Raw genomic sequence first — 15,828 nt, 5'->3', positions numbered from 1 at the left:
CTCCTCGGCTCCGCCTGTGGGGTCTCACCTGTCCCGCTGCTCCCGCAGGAGTCTCGCACCTTACGTTCCAATCAACCTGATTAACAATAGGGTAGGTTCACAGAACTTATTAAAAACAACAATCTTTTAGAAAAGAGCTTTATCATACAAGTATTCTTCACATCTTTCTTTTCTTCTGCATAGCCTATCAAGAAGCATTGATGAAATTCTACCCATAAACATAAGATAAGTTAGTTTCCCTAACCATGAGGTGAGGATGAATGAGTATAAAGATAAATGATATTGTCGGACGAATATCCTTTAATTGTGATATTTTATTTAGGGTGATTGACTTTAAAGAAGAAAATGGAGATTTACAAGCTGTCCTGTATGGAGAGGATCTCAGGCTGATTGCAGATGCGCCCTTCCATGACTTAAAGCTAATGGATGTTCAAGAACAGAGCTTTCGGCGAAAAAAGCAAGAAGAATTGCTGGAGAAATCATTTTTACTTTTTTCCCAGGATTATGAATTGCTTAAAATGAGGAGGGATTATGATGCCACCAGTGCGTACAGGCATACAGGAGACTATTTTCAAATTCCTGGGAGAGTTCTTCATTTAGACGGAGATCCTACTTATTTAAAAAAGTGTATGGATGTATATGAAAAAGTGGGAATTCCTGTACAGGGCATTTATTGCAATGAGAAGGAAATGCCCCAGAAAATCATCCCTCTTTTAGATCTGTATCGGCCTGACATTCTAGTTATCACCGGTCATGATTCTTATTCCAAAGCAAAAGGAAAGATGAATGATTTAAATGCTTACCGGCATTCAAGACATTTTGTTCAAACCGTAAGAGAAGCTAGAAGGAAAATACCTAACCTGGACCAGCTGGTGATTTTTGCAGGTGCCTGTCAATCCCATTTTGAATCACTTATACAGGCAGGCGCTAACTTTGCCAGTTCCCCTTCGCGAGTCAATATTCATGCACTTGACCCTGTATATATCGTAGCTAAAATCAGCTTTACTCCCTTTATGGACCGGATTAATGTATGGGAAGTCCTTAGAAATACCTTAACGGGTGAGAAAGGTCTGGGCGGCATTGAAACAAAAGGGGTCCTGCGTACAGGTCTCCCTTTCAATCCTGTTCAGCAGAATGAAGAATAAAAAGCAAGCCGTCCACACTCAGCGGCTTGTTTTTTTATAGATTGGAAGCATTTTAAATAAGATTTTAAGAAAATATAAGGTTTTTACAAATAACATACATATTTTTCGACAAATTGGGTAGATTAAAAATGTTGTTTTTTGTAGGTATGAGTAATAAAAAAATCATTGACAAACAAATTTAAGAATTGATATAATTTATATTTTTGTTTGACTGAAGGCCGCGGTTTGTGATATACTACACTTAGTGAGGTGGACCTGAATGCCAAAAACTTTAGCTGATATTAAAATTGCCCTAGACTCAAATCTTGGGAAAAGGCTTCTTTTAAAAGCGAACGGTGGAAGAAGAAAAACGGTTGAGCGACTAGGTACATTAGCAGAGACTTATCCTTCTGTTTTTGTTATAGAGCTTGATCAGGATGAAAATGCATTTGAAAGAGTCTCCTACAGTTATGCAGATGTTTTAACAGAAACTGTACAATTAACCTTCTTTGATGAAACAGCAGGAAGCGTGGCTTTAAGCGGGCAGTAAACTAATTGGTTTACTGCTTTTTTATTTGCCTGATTTTTGCTCGAACATTTCTATTTCTAAAAATACCCTCTTATGATTTAATCAATCCTACTTAAACTATGTATGCCGCAGTATTAAGAAGGAGTTGTTCCGATTGGGCAGAAGAGGCGGTTTCATGTCTGAATCATTTAAGGAAGAACTGGCTAAGGACCTTGGATTTTATGATGTTGTCCAAAAGGATGGCTGGGGCGGCATTAGGGCAAAGGATGCTGGAAACATGGTAAAACGTGCAGTTGAATTGGCTCAGCAGCAAATGCTAAACCGTTCACAACAATAAAAAGGCATGATCAAATAATCCGTACTGCGGCATAGGGGCCCGGCTTGATAGCACATCTATCAGCCGGGCTCTTTTCTTACAGTGGAGACTTTGATTTCCGGGTTTCACTATCAAAAACTTTGAATTGCCCCCCTGCTATTTGAATGCCCTTGAAAAAAGCTTTAGAATAAGCTTAAATGATAAAATGGACAAGAATTTTTAAGAGACGTAAAGTAGGTGAAAAAATGAAACTGATGGAGAAAGCGCCTGCTAAAATAAATTTGGCTTTGGATGTGCTTTATAAGCGTCCTGATGGATATCACGAAGTGGAAATGGTCATGACAACCGTTGATCTGGCAGACAGGATAGAGCTAAGCGATTTGGCGGCTAATGAGATTCGAATCATTTCCCATAACCGGTTTGTTCCTGATGATAACAGAAATCTGGCGTACCAGGCAGCTGCGTTGTTAAAAGATAGATATAAAGTCCGGACCGGAGTCAGTATATCCATCGAAAAACACATTCCCGTTGCTGCAGGCCTGGCCGGAGGAAGCAGTGACGCTGCGGCTACATTAAGGGGACTGAACAGGCTTTGGAAGCTGGGATTGACTCTGGATGAGCTGGCAGAGCTGGGTTCGGAAATTGGCTCGGATGTTCCGTTTTGTGTGTATGGCGGTACCGCACTGGCTACAGGCAGAGGTGAAAAAATTGAACATCTCCCAGTTCCCCCAAAGTGCTGGATTATATTGGCAAAGCCGACCATTGGTGTTTCCACAGCTGATGTATATAAAAGACTGAATGTCGCTGATGCTGATCACCCAGATATACTGCAAATGATTTCGGCGCTTGAACTGTCCGATTACCGGAAAGTATGCTCTAATCTTAAGAACGTATTAGAGCAGGTAACACTGTATACAAATCCGGAAGTTGCACATATAAAAGATCAAATGAAGCGATTTGGAGCGGATGCAGTACTAATGAGCGGAAGCGGACCGACCGTTTTTGGCCTTGTAGAGCATGAATCGAGGGTACAGCGGATCTATAACGGCCTAAGGGGATTTTGTGACCAGGTTTATACGGTCCGAATTCTAGGTGAACGAAACACACTTGAATAAACCCGTACATTAATGGTATATTAATTTAAAATATTCGGTTTTTAAACGAGGTGCCGCTATTGAAATTTCGCCGGAGCGAAAGACTAGTTGATATGACACATTATTTGCTCGACCATCCATTCCAGCTTGTGCCTTTGACTTTTTTTGCCGATCGGTATGGTTCAGCTAAATCCTCCATAAGCGAAGACTTAACGATCATTAAGGAAACCTTTGAACATCGTGGTATCGGCAGGCTGATTACTGTACCAGGAGCTGCGGGAGGGGTAAAATACATTGTAAAGAGCCATCCGGATGAAGCGCATGCATTTATAAACGAAATGTGTGAGACGATCGCCAACCCTGACCGCCTTCTGCCTGGAGGATATTTGTTTATGATGGATATCCTTGGGGATCCCCAGGTCTTAAAAAAAGTGGGCCGATTAATTGCTTCAGCATACTCTGAGAAGTCTATTGATGTTGTAATGACTGTTGCAACAAAGGGAATTCCCATTGCTTATGCAGCAGCCAGCTTCTTGAATGTCCCAGTAGTGATAGTCCGCAGTGACAGCAAAGTAACAGAAGGATCAACTGTGAGCATTAATTATGTATCCGGTTCGTCTAAACGGATCCAGACGATGGGTCTTTCCAAACGCAGCCTTGCTCAAGGTTCGAGAGTTCTCATTGTGGATGACTTCATGAAGGCTGGAGGCACGATAAATGGTATGGTAAGCCTGCTGGAGGAATTCAATGCCGCGGTAGCCGGCATATCGGTCCTTGTCGAATCAGAGAATGCTGAGGGCAGGCTCGTGAATGATTATGTATCCTTAGTCAGACTTTCGGATGTGGATGTAAAAGAGAAAAAGATCACTGTTAAACCAGGTAATTATTTTGACAGATTATAAGGAGGTTAAAGCTATGAAGGCTGTACATACTACGGAGGCTCCCGCTGCAATCGGACCCTATTCACAGGGGATTGTTGTTAACAATTTATTCTTCAGCTCAGGCCAGATTCCGCTGACTGCAGAAGGGGAATTGCTTCAAGGCGATGTAAAAGAACAGACTCATCAGGTTTTCAAAAATCTTGCCGCAGTATTAAAAGAAGCTGGTGCCAGTCTGGAAACGGTTGTGAAGGCAACGGTTTTCATTAAGGATATGAATGACTTTGCGGCAATAAATGAAGTGTATGGAGAATATTTTTCAGAGCATAAGCCGGCACGTTCATGTGTGGAAGTAGCGAGACTGCCGAAGGATGTACTCATTGAAATTGAAGTAGTAGCGCTCGTTAAATAAAACGGGCGTTTTTTTTTTAAACTGAGTTGTTGATTGGAACGTGAGGATGCTCGCTTTCCGCGGGGCGGGCGGTGAGCATCCTCGTGGCATAAGCGACTGTGGGGTCTCACCTGTCCCGCTGCTCCCGCAGGAGTCTCGCACCTTCCGCTCCAATTACCTCATTAGATTGGATTCACAATCCTATTTAAGAGCAAACAGCATTTTATAAAGGCATAATAGTGTGAAAAAATTCCAGTTCATACCCAGAAAGACCTAATTTTTCTAAAAATTTTATTTTTAAAGAAGGAAAATCAAACTTTCCGTTGAATTATTAATACAAGCCCAAAAAGCTTGCCCAAATAATTCAAGGTGGTGTAATTAATGGAAGTAACAGACGTAAGATTACGAAGAGTGACTACCGATGGCAGAATGAGAGCTATTGCATCCATTACATTGGACAATGAATTTGTCATTCATGATATCCGTGTAATTGACGGAAACAATGGATTATTCGTTGCAATGCCAAGCAAGCGTACTCCTGATGGAGAATTCCGCGACATTGCTCATCCTATCAACTCTTCTACCCGCAGCAAAATTCAGGATGCAGTATTAGCTGAATACCATCGACTAGGTGAATTGGAAGTTGTGGAACTTGAAGAAGCAGGAGCTTCCTGATCTTAGCAGATAAAAAAATATAATACGCATCAAGAGCCTGCTTCCTAAGTAAGGCTCTTTTATTTTTTGATACCCCTTACATAAAACACATAAACCCCCTTGAAACCACTTCTGGTCCTCATGCAAGAAAAATTGGCAGTATTACCCCTTATATGAAAAATATATGTACTTTGTCCTGTATCCTTGAAAACCGTACGCTTTTAAGATATATTCGTAATGGATAAAAAGGTAAACGGAGGCCTATTATGAATAATCGCTATGCAGTAATTTTGGCTGCCGGACAGGGAACACGAATGAAATCAAAGCTTTATAAGGTATTGCACCCTGTTTGTGGAAAGCCGATGGTTGAGCATGTCGTTGATGAAATATCTAAGCTTGAAATAGAAGAAACGGTTACTGTAATCGGCCATGGGGCTGATTTAGTAAAATCTCAGCTTGGGGACAGAAGCCAATATGTCCTTCAGGAACAGCAGCTTGGCACAGCCCATGCAGTGATGCAGGCAGAAGCACTTCTTTCAGGAAAAGAAGGAACGACACTCGTGATGTGTGGAGATACGCCGCTGATTCGAGCAGAAACAATGGAGCGTCTGATCGCGCAGCACGAACAGAGTAATGCCAAGGCATCTATACTTACAGCCTATACCGAAAATCCTGCTGGATACGGACGTATCATCAGGAATAGTGAGGGCTTGGTAGAAAAGATTGTTGAACACAAAGATGCAACCGACGAAGAGAGACTAGTAAAAGAAATTAACACAGGTACGTATTGCTTTGATAACAAGGCCCTATTTGAAGCTTTGAAGCATGTTTCAAATGAAAACGTACAAGGTGAATATTATCTTCCAGATGTAATTGAAATCCTGAAGAAGAATAATGAAATAGTTACGGCCTACCAGACGGATGATTTCTCTGAAACGCTCGGGGTCAATGATAGAGTAGCTCTATCACAGGCCGAAGCCACTATGAGAAACCGTATAAATGAATTGCATATGAGAAACGGTGTGACCATTATTGACCCTTTAAACACCTATATTTCTGCAGAGGTTTCAATTGGTCAGGATACCGTTCTTTATCCTGGGACAACGCTTGCCGGTGATACTAAAATTGGAAACGACTGCATAATTGGTCCTAATACAGAAATTAAAGATTGTGTTGTTGGGGATAATACAACTATCCGGCAATCGGCCGCATTTGAAAGCAGTATCGGGAATGATGTAAATATTGGGCCATTTGCACATATTCGTCCAAGCTCTGATATCGGCGATGAAGTAAAGATCGGCAATTTTGTTGAGATTAAGAAGGCTGTTTTTGGAAAAGGCAGCAAAGCCTCTCATTTAAGCTATATAGGTGATGCTGAAGTTGGCAGTGATGTTAATATAGGCTGTGGTTCAATAACTGTAAATTATGATGGGAAAAATAAATACCTGACTAAGATTGAAGATGGAGTCTTTATCGGCTGTAATTCAAACCTTGTAGCACCCGTTACGATTGGTAAAGGAGCTTATGTTGCAGCAGGTTCAACCATAACTGAGGATGTTCCAGGTGATGCATTATCCGTTGCCCGTGCACGTCAGGTCAATAAGGAAAATTACGTTCAGCAATTAAAATTCAACAAATAACCACTGGAGGTTCAGCATGTCTAATCAGTACCTTGATCCAAAAATGAAAGTTTTCACTCTCAATTCCAACCCAGGATTGGCAAAGGAAATTGCTAAATTTATAGGTGTGGAACTTGGTAAATGCTCAGTTACGCGTTTCAGTGATGGTGAAATACAAATTAACATCGAAGAGAGTATCCGGGGATGTGATGTATTCGTCATCCAATCTACCAGTGCACCTGTTAACGAACATTTAATGGAACTTCTAATCATGATTGACGCTTTAAGACGTGCCTCAGCAAAAACGATCAACCTTGTAATGCCATACTATGGATATGCGCGCCAGGACCGTAAAGCACGTGCACGTGAGCCAATCACTGCAAAGCTTGTAGCTAACCTGCTTGAGACTGCAGGCGCTGACCGGGTTATTACCCTTGATTTACACGCTCCTCAAATCCAAGGATTCTTTGATATCCTGATTGACCACTTAATGGGTGTTCCCATTCTTGCTGAATACTTTAGGACTAAGAACCTGAATGATATCGTAATCGTTTCTCCGGATCATGGCGGGGTAACACGCGCCAGAAAAATGGCGGATCGTCTAAAAGCGCCGATAGCTATTATTGATAAACGCCGCCCAAGACCAAACGTGGCAGAAGTCATGAACATCGTCGGGAACATCGAAGGCAAAACAGCTATCCTGATTGATGATATTATTGATACTGCTGGGACGATTACTTTAGCGGCCAATGCTTTAGTGGAAAATGGAGCTTCTGAAGTATATGCATGCTGTACCCACCCAGTTTTATCAGGCCCAGCCATTGATAGAATTAATAACTCAAAAATAAAAGAACTTGTTGTGACAAATTCTATTGTATTAGCAGAAGAGAAAAAAATAGACAAGATTGTTGAACTCTCCGTTGCTCCATTAATAGGTGAAGCGATTATCCGTGTTCATGAAGAGCAATCTGTTAGTACGTTATTTGATTAAGCATTCTAAAGACTTTCCCTGCCAGGAGAGTCTTTTTTTTGTGCACATTTATAAAGCTTAGCTTTCTTTCGTAGGATTGTGGGGCGGTATCCCGTACCTAATCCTGTGATACCTATCGTTACTCCCTCATGTTAACTACGGATTCATGCATCGTCCATGCCATAAAGTCTAATGTAAAAAAAATATATAACGTTTAATTTTCAAGACACAGGGCATCTTGAATGTATATGCAAAAATTATGTTAATGGAAAGGTGAAGGTTATGGGCAGTATATTAGCTGCAACAGAACGAAATCAGCATCGCAATTCTTATCTAACGTCACTTAGAAGCGAGGGCAGGATCCCAGCAGTTGTATATGGGCGAAATAAAGAAAGTACTGCAATCGCGGTGTCTAACCTTGAACTGCTTAAAACGATAAAAGAAGTAGGCCGAAATGGAATTATTTCGCTTGATCTCGAGGGGAACAGACAAGAGGTTATGCTTACAGACTACCAGTTCGATCCCATAAAAAATGAGATTTTACATGCCGATTTTTTATATATTGATATGGCATCTGACCTAAATGCCGAAGTGCGTGTTTTATTAGCAGGAACACCCCAGGGAGTGAAGGATGGCGGTGTGCTCCAGCAGGCGCTGCATGATTTGGCAGTCACAGCAAAGCCTAATGAAATTCCCGAAGCAATAGAAGTGGACGTAACAGCACTTGAAGTAAACGATACTTTATATGTTGGTTCCCTAAAAGAAGGTTACCCTAACATTACGATTAATCATGAGGATGACGAAGTGGTTGCAAGTATACTTGCTCCTAGACAAGAAGAAGAAATCAGTACAGGCGAGCAGCAGGGCGGAGGAATACCTGAAAATGAGGAAGGGAGAGAAACCGAAGCTTCTCCCGGATCCAAGGCTGAATAAGGCATGGATATAGTAAATAAGATATAATGGACGTAACCTGCCAGGTTGCGTTTTTTTCTTGGCCCAGGAATTCATAATATGGCATTTAAGCTAAGATTTATTGGAGTGTTGATGATGAAAGTAATTATTGGTCTTGGAAACCCTGGTAAACAATTTGATGGGACCCGGCATAATATTGGATTTGACGTAATAGATGCACTTTCAGATAAATGGAACATCCCTCTTGATCAGGCGAAACACAAAGGGCTGCTGGGGACTGGGATGGTAAATGGGGAAAAAGTTCTGCTATTGAAACCATTAACGTACATGAATCTTTCTGGTGAATCTATATCTGCTGTGTTAAACTTTTATAAATTATCTCATGAAGATATTGTTGTTATCTATGATGATCTAGATTTACCGCCCGGAAAACTAAGGCTGCGCCAAAAAGGCAGTGCAGGGGGCCATAACGGCATAAAATCCACTATCGCTCATTTAGGAACACAGGAATTTAATAGAATCCGGGTCGGAGTAGGGCGCCCTACAGATAAACGAAGTGTACCGGACTTTGTATTAAGCCGCTTTACAAAAGACGAACAGGAGCTTATGAGCAAAGTCGTTGATATTTGTGGAAAAGCTTGCGAAAATTGGTTAGAGGCTGATTTTTTAATAGTAATGAATAAATTCAACGGATAATATACTTAATCATATGATCCCGAATGAATGCTTTTTTCTGCATGAATGAATAATTACCCCCTGTCAAGGTTCATACTACAAAGTAGACTACCTTATCAGGGGGATAAAATATGGCCTATCATTATCAATGCAGGCATTGTCAAACTGCCATGGGCACGATTGATGAACCACTACTGTCTGCGGAACAATTAGGGTTTCATGCCCTTACCAGCGAAGAACGGCAGGAAATGATCCGTTTGAGTGAAACAGGGGATTATCAGGTCCAGGCCATCTGTGAAGATTGCCAGGAGGCCCTGGAGAGAAACCCGGATCTGCATCAAAATGACTATTTAATTCAATAGGTAAAAGGCTTTGGACGAACTCCAAAGCATTTTTCTGTTTTCTTTAAAAACTACACCAAATGGTGCAATTATAGGTACAAGGATTAAGAAAGGGGGATTCAAAGTGAATGATCTCAAGCGAGCCATGTCAAAGAACGATGATGTGGAGTCCGTTTTAAACGGCTTAAATGAAGGACTGCGTGAACAAATGATAGCGGGGTTGTCAGGTTCTTCCAGGTCAGTGTTTATATCATCGATACATCTGGAGACCGGTAAGCCTGCACTTATAATCACTCATAACTTACTGCAGGCACAGAAGCTTTATGATGATCTTACTTCACTGATGCCTGATGAAAATATTCTTTTATATCCGGCCAATGAACTGATTGCTGCTGAACTTAGTATCGCAAGTCCGGAACTGAAAGCACAGAGAATCGAAGTGCTTAATCACTGGACGCAAAACCATGATGGAATTGTTATTGCCCCTATGGCGGGCATACGCAAGCTGCTTCCACCTAAAGATATTTGGAAGCAGTATCAGCTGACCCTAAAATTGGGTGACGATATAGATCTCGACCAAACTCTTTCCTGGCTGGTCTCCATGGGTTATGAAAGAGTGGAAATGGTTTCAGCGCCTGGAGAATTTTCTTTACGGGGCGGAATACTGGACATATATCCGCTGACCGAATCGAATCCTATAAGGATCGAACTTTTCGATACAGAAGTCGACTCCATCAGAGCCTTTTCAATAGAGAATCAGCGGTCCATAGAAAAGCTTTCATCTCTGTCTATTGGTCCGGTAGCTGAGGCGCTGATAGAAGGGAAATCTTTAGAGAGACTGATTGATAAGCTGGAAGCCGGATTGGGTAAGAGCTTACAAAAATTAAAAGATGAGAAAGCCAAAGAACGGATGGTCCAGCATATTGGGCAGGAACTGGAGCTTTTGAAAAACGGGAGCCTTCCCGATCATCTCTTTAAATATGTAAGCCTCGCGTATGATAGTCCCGCTAGTTTGCTAGATTATCTCCCGGATAATGGAATCGTTTTTCTTGATGAAATCACGAGAATTCATGAGATCAATGAAAGCTTAGAGAAGGAAGAAGCAGAATGGTATACAAGCCTGCTTGGCGAGGGGCAGATCATACATGATCTTGCTTTATCACATAAACTTCCAGAGCTCATGTACAATTCTAGGAATCCCTTTATTTATCTAACGCTCTTCTTAAGATCGGTTCCGTACACAAACCCGCAGAATATCATTAACTTTACCTGCAGGCAAATGCAGAACTTCCACGGCCAGATGAATGTGTTTAAGGGTGAAGTGGACCGCTGGAAAAAAGGGAAATATTCAGTTGTCCTTCTAGGTCCTGATGAAGAGAGAATGAAAAAGCTGAGAAGAGTTCTCGAGGATTACGAGATAGAGGCCGCAGAACTGACAGAAGAAAGCAAGATTTTACAAGGAAAACTCCAGATTGCTAAAGGAAGCCTGCATGCGGGTTTTGAACTGCCCATGCTCCGCCTGGCAGTCATTACAGAGCATGAGCTCTTTAATAAAAAAACCAAAAAAGCTCCCCGCAGGCAGAAACTTTCAAATGCGGAAAGAATTAAAAGCTATTCTGAACTAAAAGCAGGAGATTACGTGGTCCATGTTAATCATGGGATCGGTAAGTATCTTGGACTTGAGACTCTTGTAATTAACGGAGTTCATAAAGACTATCTGCATGTAAGGTACCAGGGAACTGACAAGCTGTATATTCCTGTAGACCAGATAGACCTTGTCCAAAAATATGTTGGCTCAGAGGGTAAGGAGCCGAAGCTCTACAAACTAGGGGGCAGCGAATGGAAGAGGGTCAAGAATAAGGTCCAATCTTCTGTACAAGATATTGCAGACGATTTGGTGAAGCTGTATGCGGAAAGGGAAGCCGCGAAGGGATATGCCTTTTCCCCGGATGGTGATACGCAGCGTGAATTTGAAATGGCCTTTCCTTATACGGAAACAGAAGACCAGCTCAGATCCATTTATGAAATTAAAAAGGACATGGAACGTGAGCGTCCTATGGAGCGGCTGTTATGCGGGGATGTAGGGTATGGCAAAACTGAGGTTGCCATCCGTGCAGCGTTCAAGGCGATTATGGACGGGAAGCAGGTGGCCTTCCTTGTGCCAACTACCATTCTGGCGCAGCAGCACTATGAAACGATCCGGGATCGATTTCAGGATTACCCGATTAACATCGGCCTATTAAGCAGGTTTAGATCAAGAAAGCTTCAAAATGAAACCATTAAGGGACTGAAGGCGGGTTCTGTAGACATCGTGGTGGGTACACACCGGATTTTATCCAAAGATCTGGAGTATCACGACCTGGGCCTGTTGATTATCGATGAGGAACAGCGTTTTGGCGTAACACATAAGGAAAAAATTAAGAAGCTGAAGACCAATGTAGATGTGTTGACTTTAACGGCTACTCCTATTCCGCGAACACTGCATATGTCTATGCTGGGTGTGCGGGATTTATCAGTTATCGAAACTCCTCCCGAAAACAGATTCCCTGTCCAGACTTACGTCATGGAGTATAATGGATTGCTGGTCAAGGAAGCGATTGAAAGAGAGCTGGCAAGGGATGGCCAGGTTTATTTCCTATACAACAGGGTAGATGATATAGCAAGAAAAGCAGAAGAAATTTCCATGTTGGTTCCGGATGCAAGAGTTACCTATGCTCACGGACAAATGACTGAAAGTGAGCTAGAGTCTGTCATCCTTGCATTCATGGAAGGCGAGTACGATGTCCTCGTTACAACAACCATCATTGAAACGGGAGTCGACATTCCTAATGTCAACACATTAATCGTGAATGATGCAGACAAGATGGGACTTTCCCAGCTTTATCAGCTCCGTGGCCGGGTTGGACGCTCTAACCGAGTCGCGTATGCTTACTTCACATACCGCAAGGATAAAATCTTGACGGAAGTAGCCGAAAAAAGGCTGCAGGCCATCAAAGAGTTTACGGAACTTGGTTCAGGTTTCAAAATTGCGATGCGGGATTTATCCATACGCGGTGCGGGGAATCTCCTAGGCGCAGCACAGCATGGCTTTATTGATTCAGTCGGCTTTGATTTATACTCCCAAATGCTCAAAGAAGCAATCGATGAGCGGAAAACGGGAACGGCTGTTGAACAGAAGCCAAGTGTTGAGATTGACTTGGAGATTAATGCATACATCCCTGATTCCTACCTCTCTGATGGACACCAAAAGATAGAGATGTACAAAAGGTTCAGGGGTATAACCTCCATTGAGGAATTAGAAGAGCTCCAGGGAGAAATGCTTGACAGGTTTGGAGAATATCCTGAAGAAGTCGCTTTCCTTTTCTTAATCGCTGAAACAAAAGTGTATGCGTTAAGGAACAGAGTCGAATTGATCAAGCAGACTAAACAGGAAATTAAAATGATCATCTCAGAAAATACAAGCAGTCAGATAGATGGCCATAAATTATTTCAGTTAGGATCTAAATACGGCCGCATGGTAGGTCTTGGCATGGAAGGCAGCAATCTAAAAATCACTCTTAATATAAAAAATGTTTCTCCAGAAAAGTGGCTAAACGTCATTTATGAGTTAATAAAAGGATTGGAAACGGTCCGAAAAGATTCGGGAGAACAAGCCAGGACTGCCGCTAAAAAATAATGACCTTAAGTGCCACAGAGCTAAAATGGCGGTGGCGCTCACTTCTAGGGTGTGATGGACAAGCATTCATCCTGTTACCTCAAACGATTTTTTTATAACATCAAGATGGGCGAAAAAAGAGCCTTTTAATGCCATGGCTTCGATAAGTCATGGGATATATATGTTTTTATGAAATGTAAAAGGATAGAAGAAAAATCCCAGATAGTGTATAGAAGTCTGCAGTTGAAAAATACTAAGGTCAATAACGGTGGAAATACCAATGTTTTCACCACTATCCAAATCATGAAAGAGAGGCAACATAAGATGAAAGCAACTGGAATCGTACGTCGTATTGATGATTTAGGAAGAGTTGTTATCCCAAAGGAAATCCGCAGGACCCTTCGTATCCGTGAAGGAGATCCGCTGGAGATTTTTGTAGATAGAGATGGTGAAGTGATTCTTAAGAAATACTCGCCGATCAGTGAACTTAGCGATTTTGCAAAAGAGTATGCAGAAGCTTTGTATGACAGTCTTGGCAACCCTGTATTAATCTGTGATAGAGATACGTACATTGCCCTAGCTGGCGGATCAAAAAAGGATTATTTAAATAAGAATATCAGCGAACTTGTAGAAAAAGCTATGGAAGACCGCAGTTCTGTTATTGAAACTGCAAAAGGCCAAATTTCTTTAGTAGACGGAAATGACGAGGATGTTCAGTCCTATACCATCGGTCCAATCGTGGCAAATGGGGATCCAATCGGTGCAGTCGTGATCTTCTCGAGAGAAAATACGGTTGGAGAAGTTGAGAGGAAGGCTGTAGAAACTGCAGCAGGATTTTTAGCACGCCAAATGGAATCTTAAGAACAAACGGACTAATATATTGAAGAAAAAAAGGTATGCTTCTGGCTGCCTTTTTCTTTTGTGTGAAAAGCGGATATAACATGTACTGTACTGCTATAGGAGACTTATGCTTGTATGCTATAATACAACCAATGTTTGTAGGGATGATGGGTATATAAAAACGTAGACATCAATATTGGATCTCGGAGGAGAATAAAATGGCTGCAAAGCCTGAAGATCTATCAAGTACTATTTTTAAAGGTGCAGCTGTATTAACTGCTGCGGCTATTTTAACAAAAATATTAAGTGCGTTCTACCGTATTCCCTATCAAAATATAGCAGGGGATCTGGGTTTCTATATATATCAGCAAGTGTATCCCTTTTATGGGATATCGGTCATTTTATCTACATATGGATTTCCGGTTGTCATATCTAAATTGATTGCTGAGCATAGCAGGGAAAAAGAAGAAAAACACATTATTGCAGCCATTTCATTCATGATTTTGGCTTTTATAGGATTGGTGCTTTTTTTAGGCATATTTTTAGGATCGGACTGGATTGCGGCTGGTATGGGAGATCAGAATCTAGCGCCGCTTTTACGAGTCAGTTCTTTCGCCTTTTTATTTATGCCGGTTATATCGGTAATCAGAGGCTTTTTTCAAGGAAATAACGAAATGCTCCCTACAGCTGTATCACAGATTGCCGAACAATCCATTCGTGTACTGTTCATTATTGGAGTTACCTATCTGCTTTTGAAGCAGGGAAATTCCCTCTATACGGCAGGCGCAGGTGCCGTACTTGGTTCAGTAATAGGAGCTCTGGCCAGCGTCCTGACTTTAATTACATTTTTGTGGACTGGAAAATACAAATTTGAATTAACCACCTTCTCATACCGGCGGGTTAAAGAAATCGCAGGGGCATTATTCATACAAGGAACCGCTTTTTGTATATCAAGTCTTTTATTGACTTTGACACAGTTAATAGATTCATTCACGCTATATTCTTTATTACTTGATACAGGATTGGAGGAAAGAGCAGCCAAGGAGCTTAAGGGGATTTTTGACAGAGGTCAGCCGCTTTTGCAATTGGGGTCCATTGCAGCAACTTCTCTTTCGCTTGCGATCGTCCCGCTGTTATCTTCTTCACGCGCTAAAAATGACAGCAGATATTTGACTCGAAAAGTAAAGCTTGCGCTGGCTGTAACGATAACGACTGGTGCCGCAGCGACCCTGGGACTTATTTCAATCATAACTCCTGTCAACATTATGTTGTTTACAGATGATAGCGGCTCCGATACTCTGGCTGTTTTAGCCATCACGATTTTATTCAGCTCCCTGATTACAATCAGCTCTGCCATATTGCAGAGCATAGGGGTCCTGTGGCCAACGATGCTGTTTATCCTAACAGGCATTGGAATCAAATTTTTGCTTAATCTATGGATGATCCCGATTCTCTCAATCAAGGGAGCTGCCATATCAACAGCAGCGGCGTATGTATTTATATGTGCAGCGCACTTCAGCCTGCTCCATAAAAAATTAAAGGGATCTCTTATTGATACAGGGCATATCAGGATCTGGCTTACTGCCGCTGTCTGCATGGCAGCCGTTCTGTGTGTACATACCTGGATTTTTTCATTGATTGGAGCTGATAGCCGACAAGGCCGTATGTTCTCAAGCATTCAGGCATTAACCGGAGTTCTGGCGGGCGCCTTTGTTTATATGAAATTAATTCTGGGTTCTGGGATGTTTGCCCCTGAAGAGCTCTCTCTTCTGCCTTTTGGAAGCAGACTTTCTCTGATTTCTCAAAATAAAAACAATAAAAGGAGTTGAG

Annotated in this window: 15 protein-coding genes; all 15 read left to right on the top strand. The window is 41.8% G+C overall.

The window, feature by feature from the left end; genetic code table 11:
- Positions 1-260 precede the first annotated feature (260 nt).
- The 15 genes from yabG to CUU66_RS05600 all read left to right on the top strand — a co-directional run bounded on the left by yabG (position 261) and on the right by CUU66_RS05600 (position 15,827).
- Complete coding sequence (gene yabG / locus CUU66_RS05675; RefSeq protein WP_101640703.1) at positions 261-1,145, top strand: sporulation peptidase YabG; 885 nt, start codon at positions 261-263, stop codon at positions 1,143-1,145.
- A gap of 259 nt (positions 1,146-1,404) precedes the next feature.
- A complete protein-coding gene (veg, locus tag CUU66_RS05670; protein WP_101640702.1) occupies positions 1,405-1,674 on the top strand; it encodes a biofilm formation stimulator Veg in 270 nt (89 codons plus the stop codon).
- Positions 1,675-1,828: 154 nt separating this feature from the next.
- Positions 1,829-1,990 carry a small, acid-soluble spore protein, alpha/beta type gene (locus tag CUU66_RS05665; RefSeq protein ID WP_308302466.1) on the top strand — a complete coding sequence of 54 codons (162 nt, stop codon included), beginning with the start codon at positions 1,829-1,831 and terminating at the stop codon, positions 1,988-1,990.
- Between the two features lie 224 nt (positions 1,991-2,214).
- Complete coding sequence (ispE, locus tag CUU66_RS05660) at positions 2,215-3,084, top strand: 4-(cytidine 5'-diphospho)-2-C-methyl-D-erythritol kinase (RefSeq protein WP_101640700.1); 870 nt, start codon at positions 2,215-2,217, stop codon at positions 3,082-3,084.
- A 59-nt stretch (positions 3,085-3,143) separates the two neighbouring features.
- On the top strand, positions 3,144-3,965 hold the full coding sequence (gene purR, locus CUU66_RS05655) for a pur operon repressor (protein WP_101640699.1): 822 nt from the start codon (positions 3,144-3,146) through the stop codon (positions 3,963-3,965).
- Positions 3,966-3,978: 13 nt separating this feature from the next.
- On the top strand, positions 3,979-4,353 hold the full coding sequence (locus tag CUU66_RS05650; RefSeq protein ID WP_101640698.1) for a RidA family protein: 375 nt from the start codon (positions 3,979-3,981) through the stop codon (positions 4,351-4,353).
- A 360-nt stretch (positions 4,354-4,713) separates the two neighbouring features.
- A complete protein-coding gene (gene spoVG / locus CUU66_RS05640) occupies positions 4,714-5,007 on the top strand; it encodes a septation regulator SpoVG (protein WP_101640696.1) in 294 nt (97 codons plus the stop codon).
- Positions 5,008-5,252: 245 nt separating this feature from the next.
- Positions 5,253-6,626, top strand: a complete 1,374-nt coding sequence (gene glmU, locus CUU66_RS05635; RefSeq protein ID WP_101640695.1) for a bifunctional UDP-N-acetylglucosamine diphosphorylase/glucosamine-1-phosphate N-acetyltransferase GlmU — start codon at positions 5,253-5,255, stop codon at positions 6,624-6,626.
- Between the two features lie 16 nt (positions 6,627-6,642).
- Complete coding sequence (locus CUU66_RS05630) at positions 6,643-7,596, top strand: ribose-phosphate diphosphokinase (RefSeq protein WP_101640694.1); 954 nt, start codon at positions 6,643-6,645, stop codon at positions 7,594-7,596.
- A gap of 261 nt (positions 7,597-7,857) precedes the next feature.
- Positions 7,858-8,508 (top strand): 50S ribosomal protein L25/general stress protein Ctc, encoded by a 651-nt coding sequence (locus CUU66_RS05625; protein ID WP_101640693.1) that lies wholly within the window; start codon positions 7,858-7,860, stop codon positions 8,506-8,508.
- A gap of 114 nt (positions 8,509-8,622) precedes the next feature.
- Positions 8,623-9,183, top strand: a complete 561-nt coding sequence (gene pth / locus CUU66_RS05620; protein ID WP_101640710.1) for an aminoacyl-tRNA hydrolase — start codon at positions 8,623-8,625, stop codon at positions 9,181-9,183.
- Between the two features lie 110 nt (positions 9,184-9,293).
- Positions 9,294-9,524, top strand: coding sequence for an anti-sigma-F factor Fin family protein (locus CUU66_RS05615; protein WP_101640692.1), 231 nt, complete (start codon positions 9,294-9,296; stop codon positions 9,522-9,524).
- A 103-nt stretch (positions 9,525-9,627) separates the two neighbouring features.
- Positions 9,628-13,179, top strand: coding sequence for a transcription-repair coupling factor (gene mfd / locus CUU66_RS05610; protein ID WP_374702974.1), 3,552 nt, complete (start codon positions 9,628-9,630; stop codon positions 13,177-13,179).
- A gap of 303 nt (positions 13,180-13,482) precedes the next feature.
- Positions 13,483-14,019 carry a stage V sporulation protein T gene (gene spoVT / locus CUU66_RS05605; protein WP_101640691.1) on the top strand — a complete coding sequence of 179 codons (537 nt, stop codon included), beginning with the start codon at positions 13,483-13,485 and terminating at the stop codon, positions 14,017-14,019.
- Positions 14,020-14,216: 197 nt separating this feature from the next.
- Entirely contained in the window at positions 14,217-15,827 is a 1,611-nt protein-coding gene (locus CUU66_RS05600) for a putative polysaccharide biosynthesis protein (protein ID WP_101640690.1), read from the top strand.
- Position 15,828: the final 1 nt, after the last annotated feature.

Origin of the sequence: Peribacillus deserti (assembly GCF_002863585.1) — a bacterium.
In the GTDB taxonomy this organism is placed as follows: Bacteria; Bacillota; Bacilli; order Bacillales; family DSM-1321; genus Paraperibacillus; species Paraperibacillus deserti_A.
The sequence above is the reverse complement of the archived record's forward strand: the minus strand, read 5'-3'. Positions and strand labels throughout refer to the sequence as shown.

What these genes read in the sequence shown, in the direction of transcription:
- yabG (WP_101640703.1), top strand. Translation starts at nt 261, where the DNA reads ATGAGTATAAAGATAAATGATATTGTCGGACGAATATCCTTTAATTGT.
- CUU66_RS05665 (WP_308302466.1), top strand. Translation starts at nt 1,829, where the DNA reads ATGTCTGAATCATTTAAGGAAGAACTGGCTAAGGACCTTGGATTTTAT.
- CUU66_RS05625 (WP_101640693.1), top strand. Translation starts at nt 7,858, where the DNA reads ATGGGCAGTATATTAGCTGCAACAGAACGAAATCAGCATCGCAATTCT.
- ispE (WP_101640700.1), top strand. Translation starts at nt 2,215, where the DNA reads ATGAAACTGATGGAGAAAGCGCCTGCTAAAATAAATTTGGCTTTGGAT.
- glmU (WP_101640695.1), top strand. Translation starts at nt 5,253, where the DNA reads ATGAATAATCGCTATGCAGTAATTTTGGCTGCCGGACAGGGAACACGA.
- spoVT (WP_101640691.1), top strand. Translation starts at nt 13,483, where the DNA reads ATGAAAGCAACTGGAATCGTACGTCGTATTGATGATTTAGGAAGAGTT.
- CUU66_RS05630 (WP_101640694.1), top strand. Translation starts at nt 6,643, where the DNA reads ATGTCTAATCAGTACCTTGATCCAAAAATGAAAGTTTTCACTCTCAAT.
- veg (WP_101640702.1), top strand. Translation starts at nt 1,405, where the DNA reads ATGCCAAAAACTTTAGCTGATATTAAAATTGCCCTAGACTCAAATCTT.
- spoVG (WP_101640696.1), top strand. Translation starts at nt 4,714, where the DNA reads ATGGAAGTAACAGACGTAAGATTACGAAGAGTGACTACCGATGGCAGA.
- CUU66_RS05650 (WP_101640698.1), top strand. Translation starts at nt 3,979, where the DNA reads ATGAAGGCTGTACATACTACGGAGGCTCCCGCTGCAATCGGACCCTAT.
- CUU66_RS05615 (WP_101640692.1), top strand. Translation starts at nt 9,294, where the DNA reads ATGGCCTATCATTATCAATGCAGGCATTGTCAAACTGCCATGGGCACG.
- pth (WP_101640710.1), top strand. Translation starts at nt 8,623, where the DNA reads ATGAAAGTAATTATTGGTCTTGGAAACCCTGGTAAACAATTTGATGGG.
- CUU66_RS05600 (WP_101640690.1), top strand. Translation starts at nt 14,217, where the DNA reads ATGGCTGCAAAGCCTGAAGATCTATCAAGTACTATTTTTAAAGGTGCA.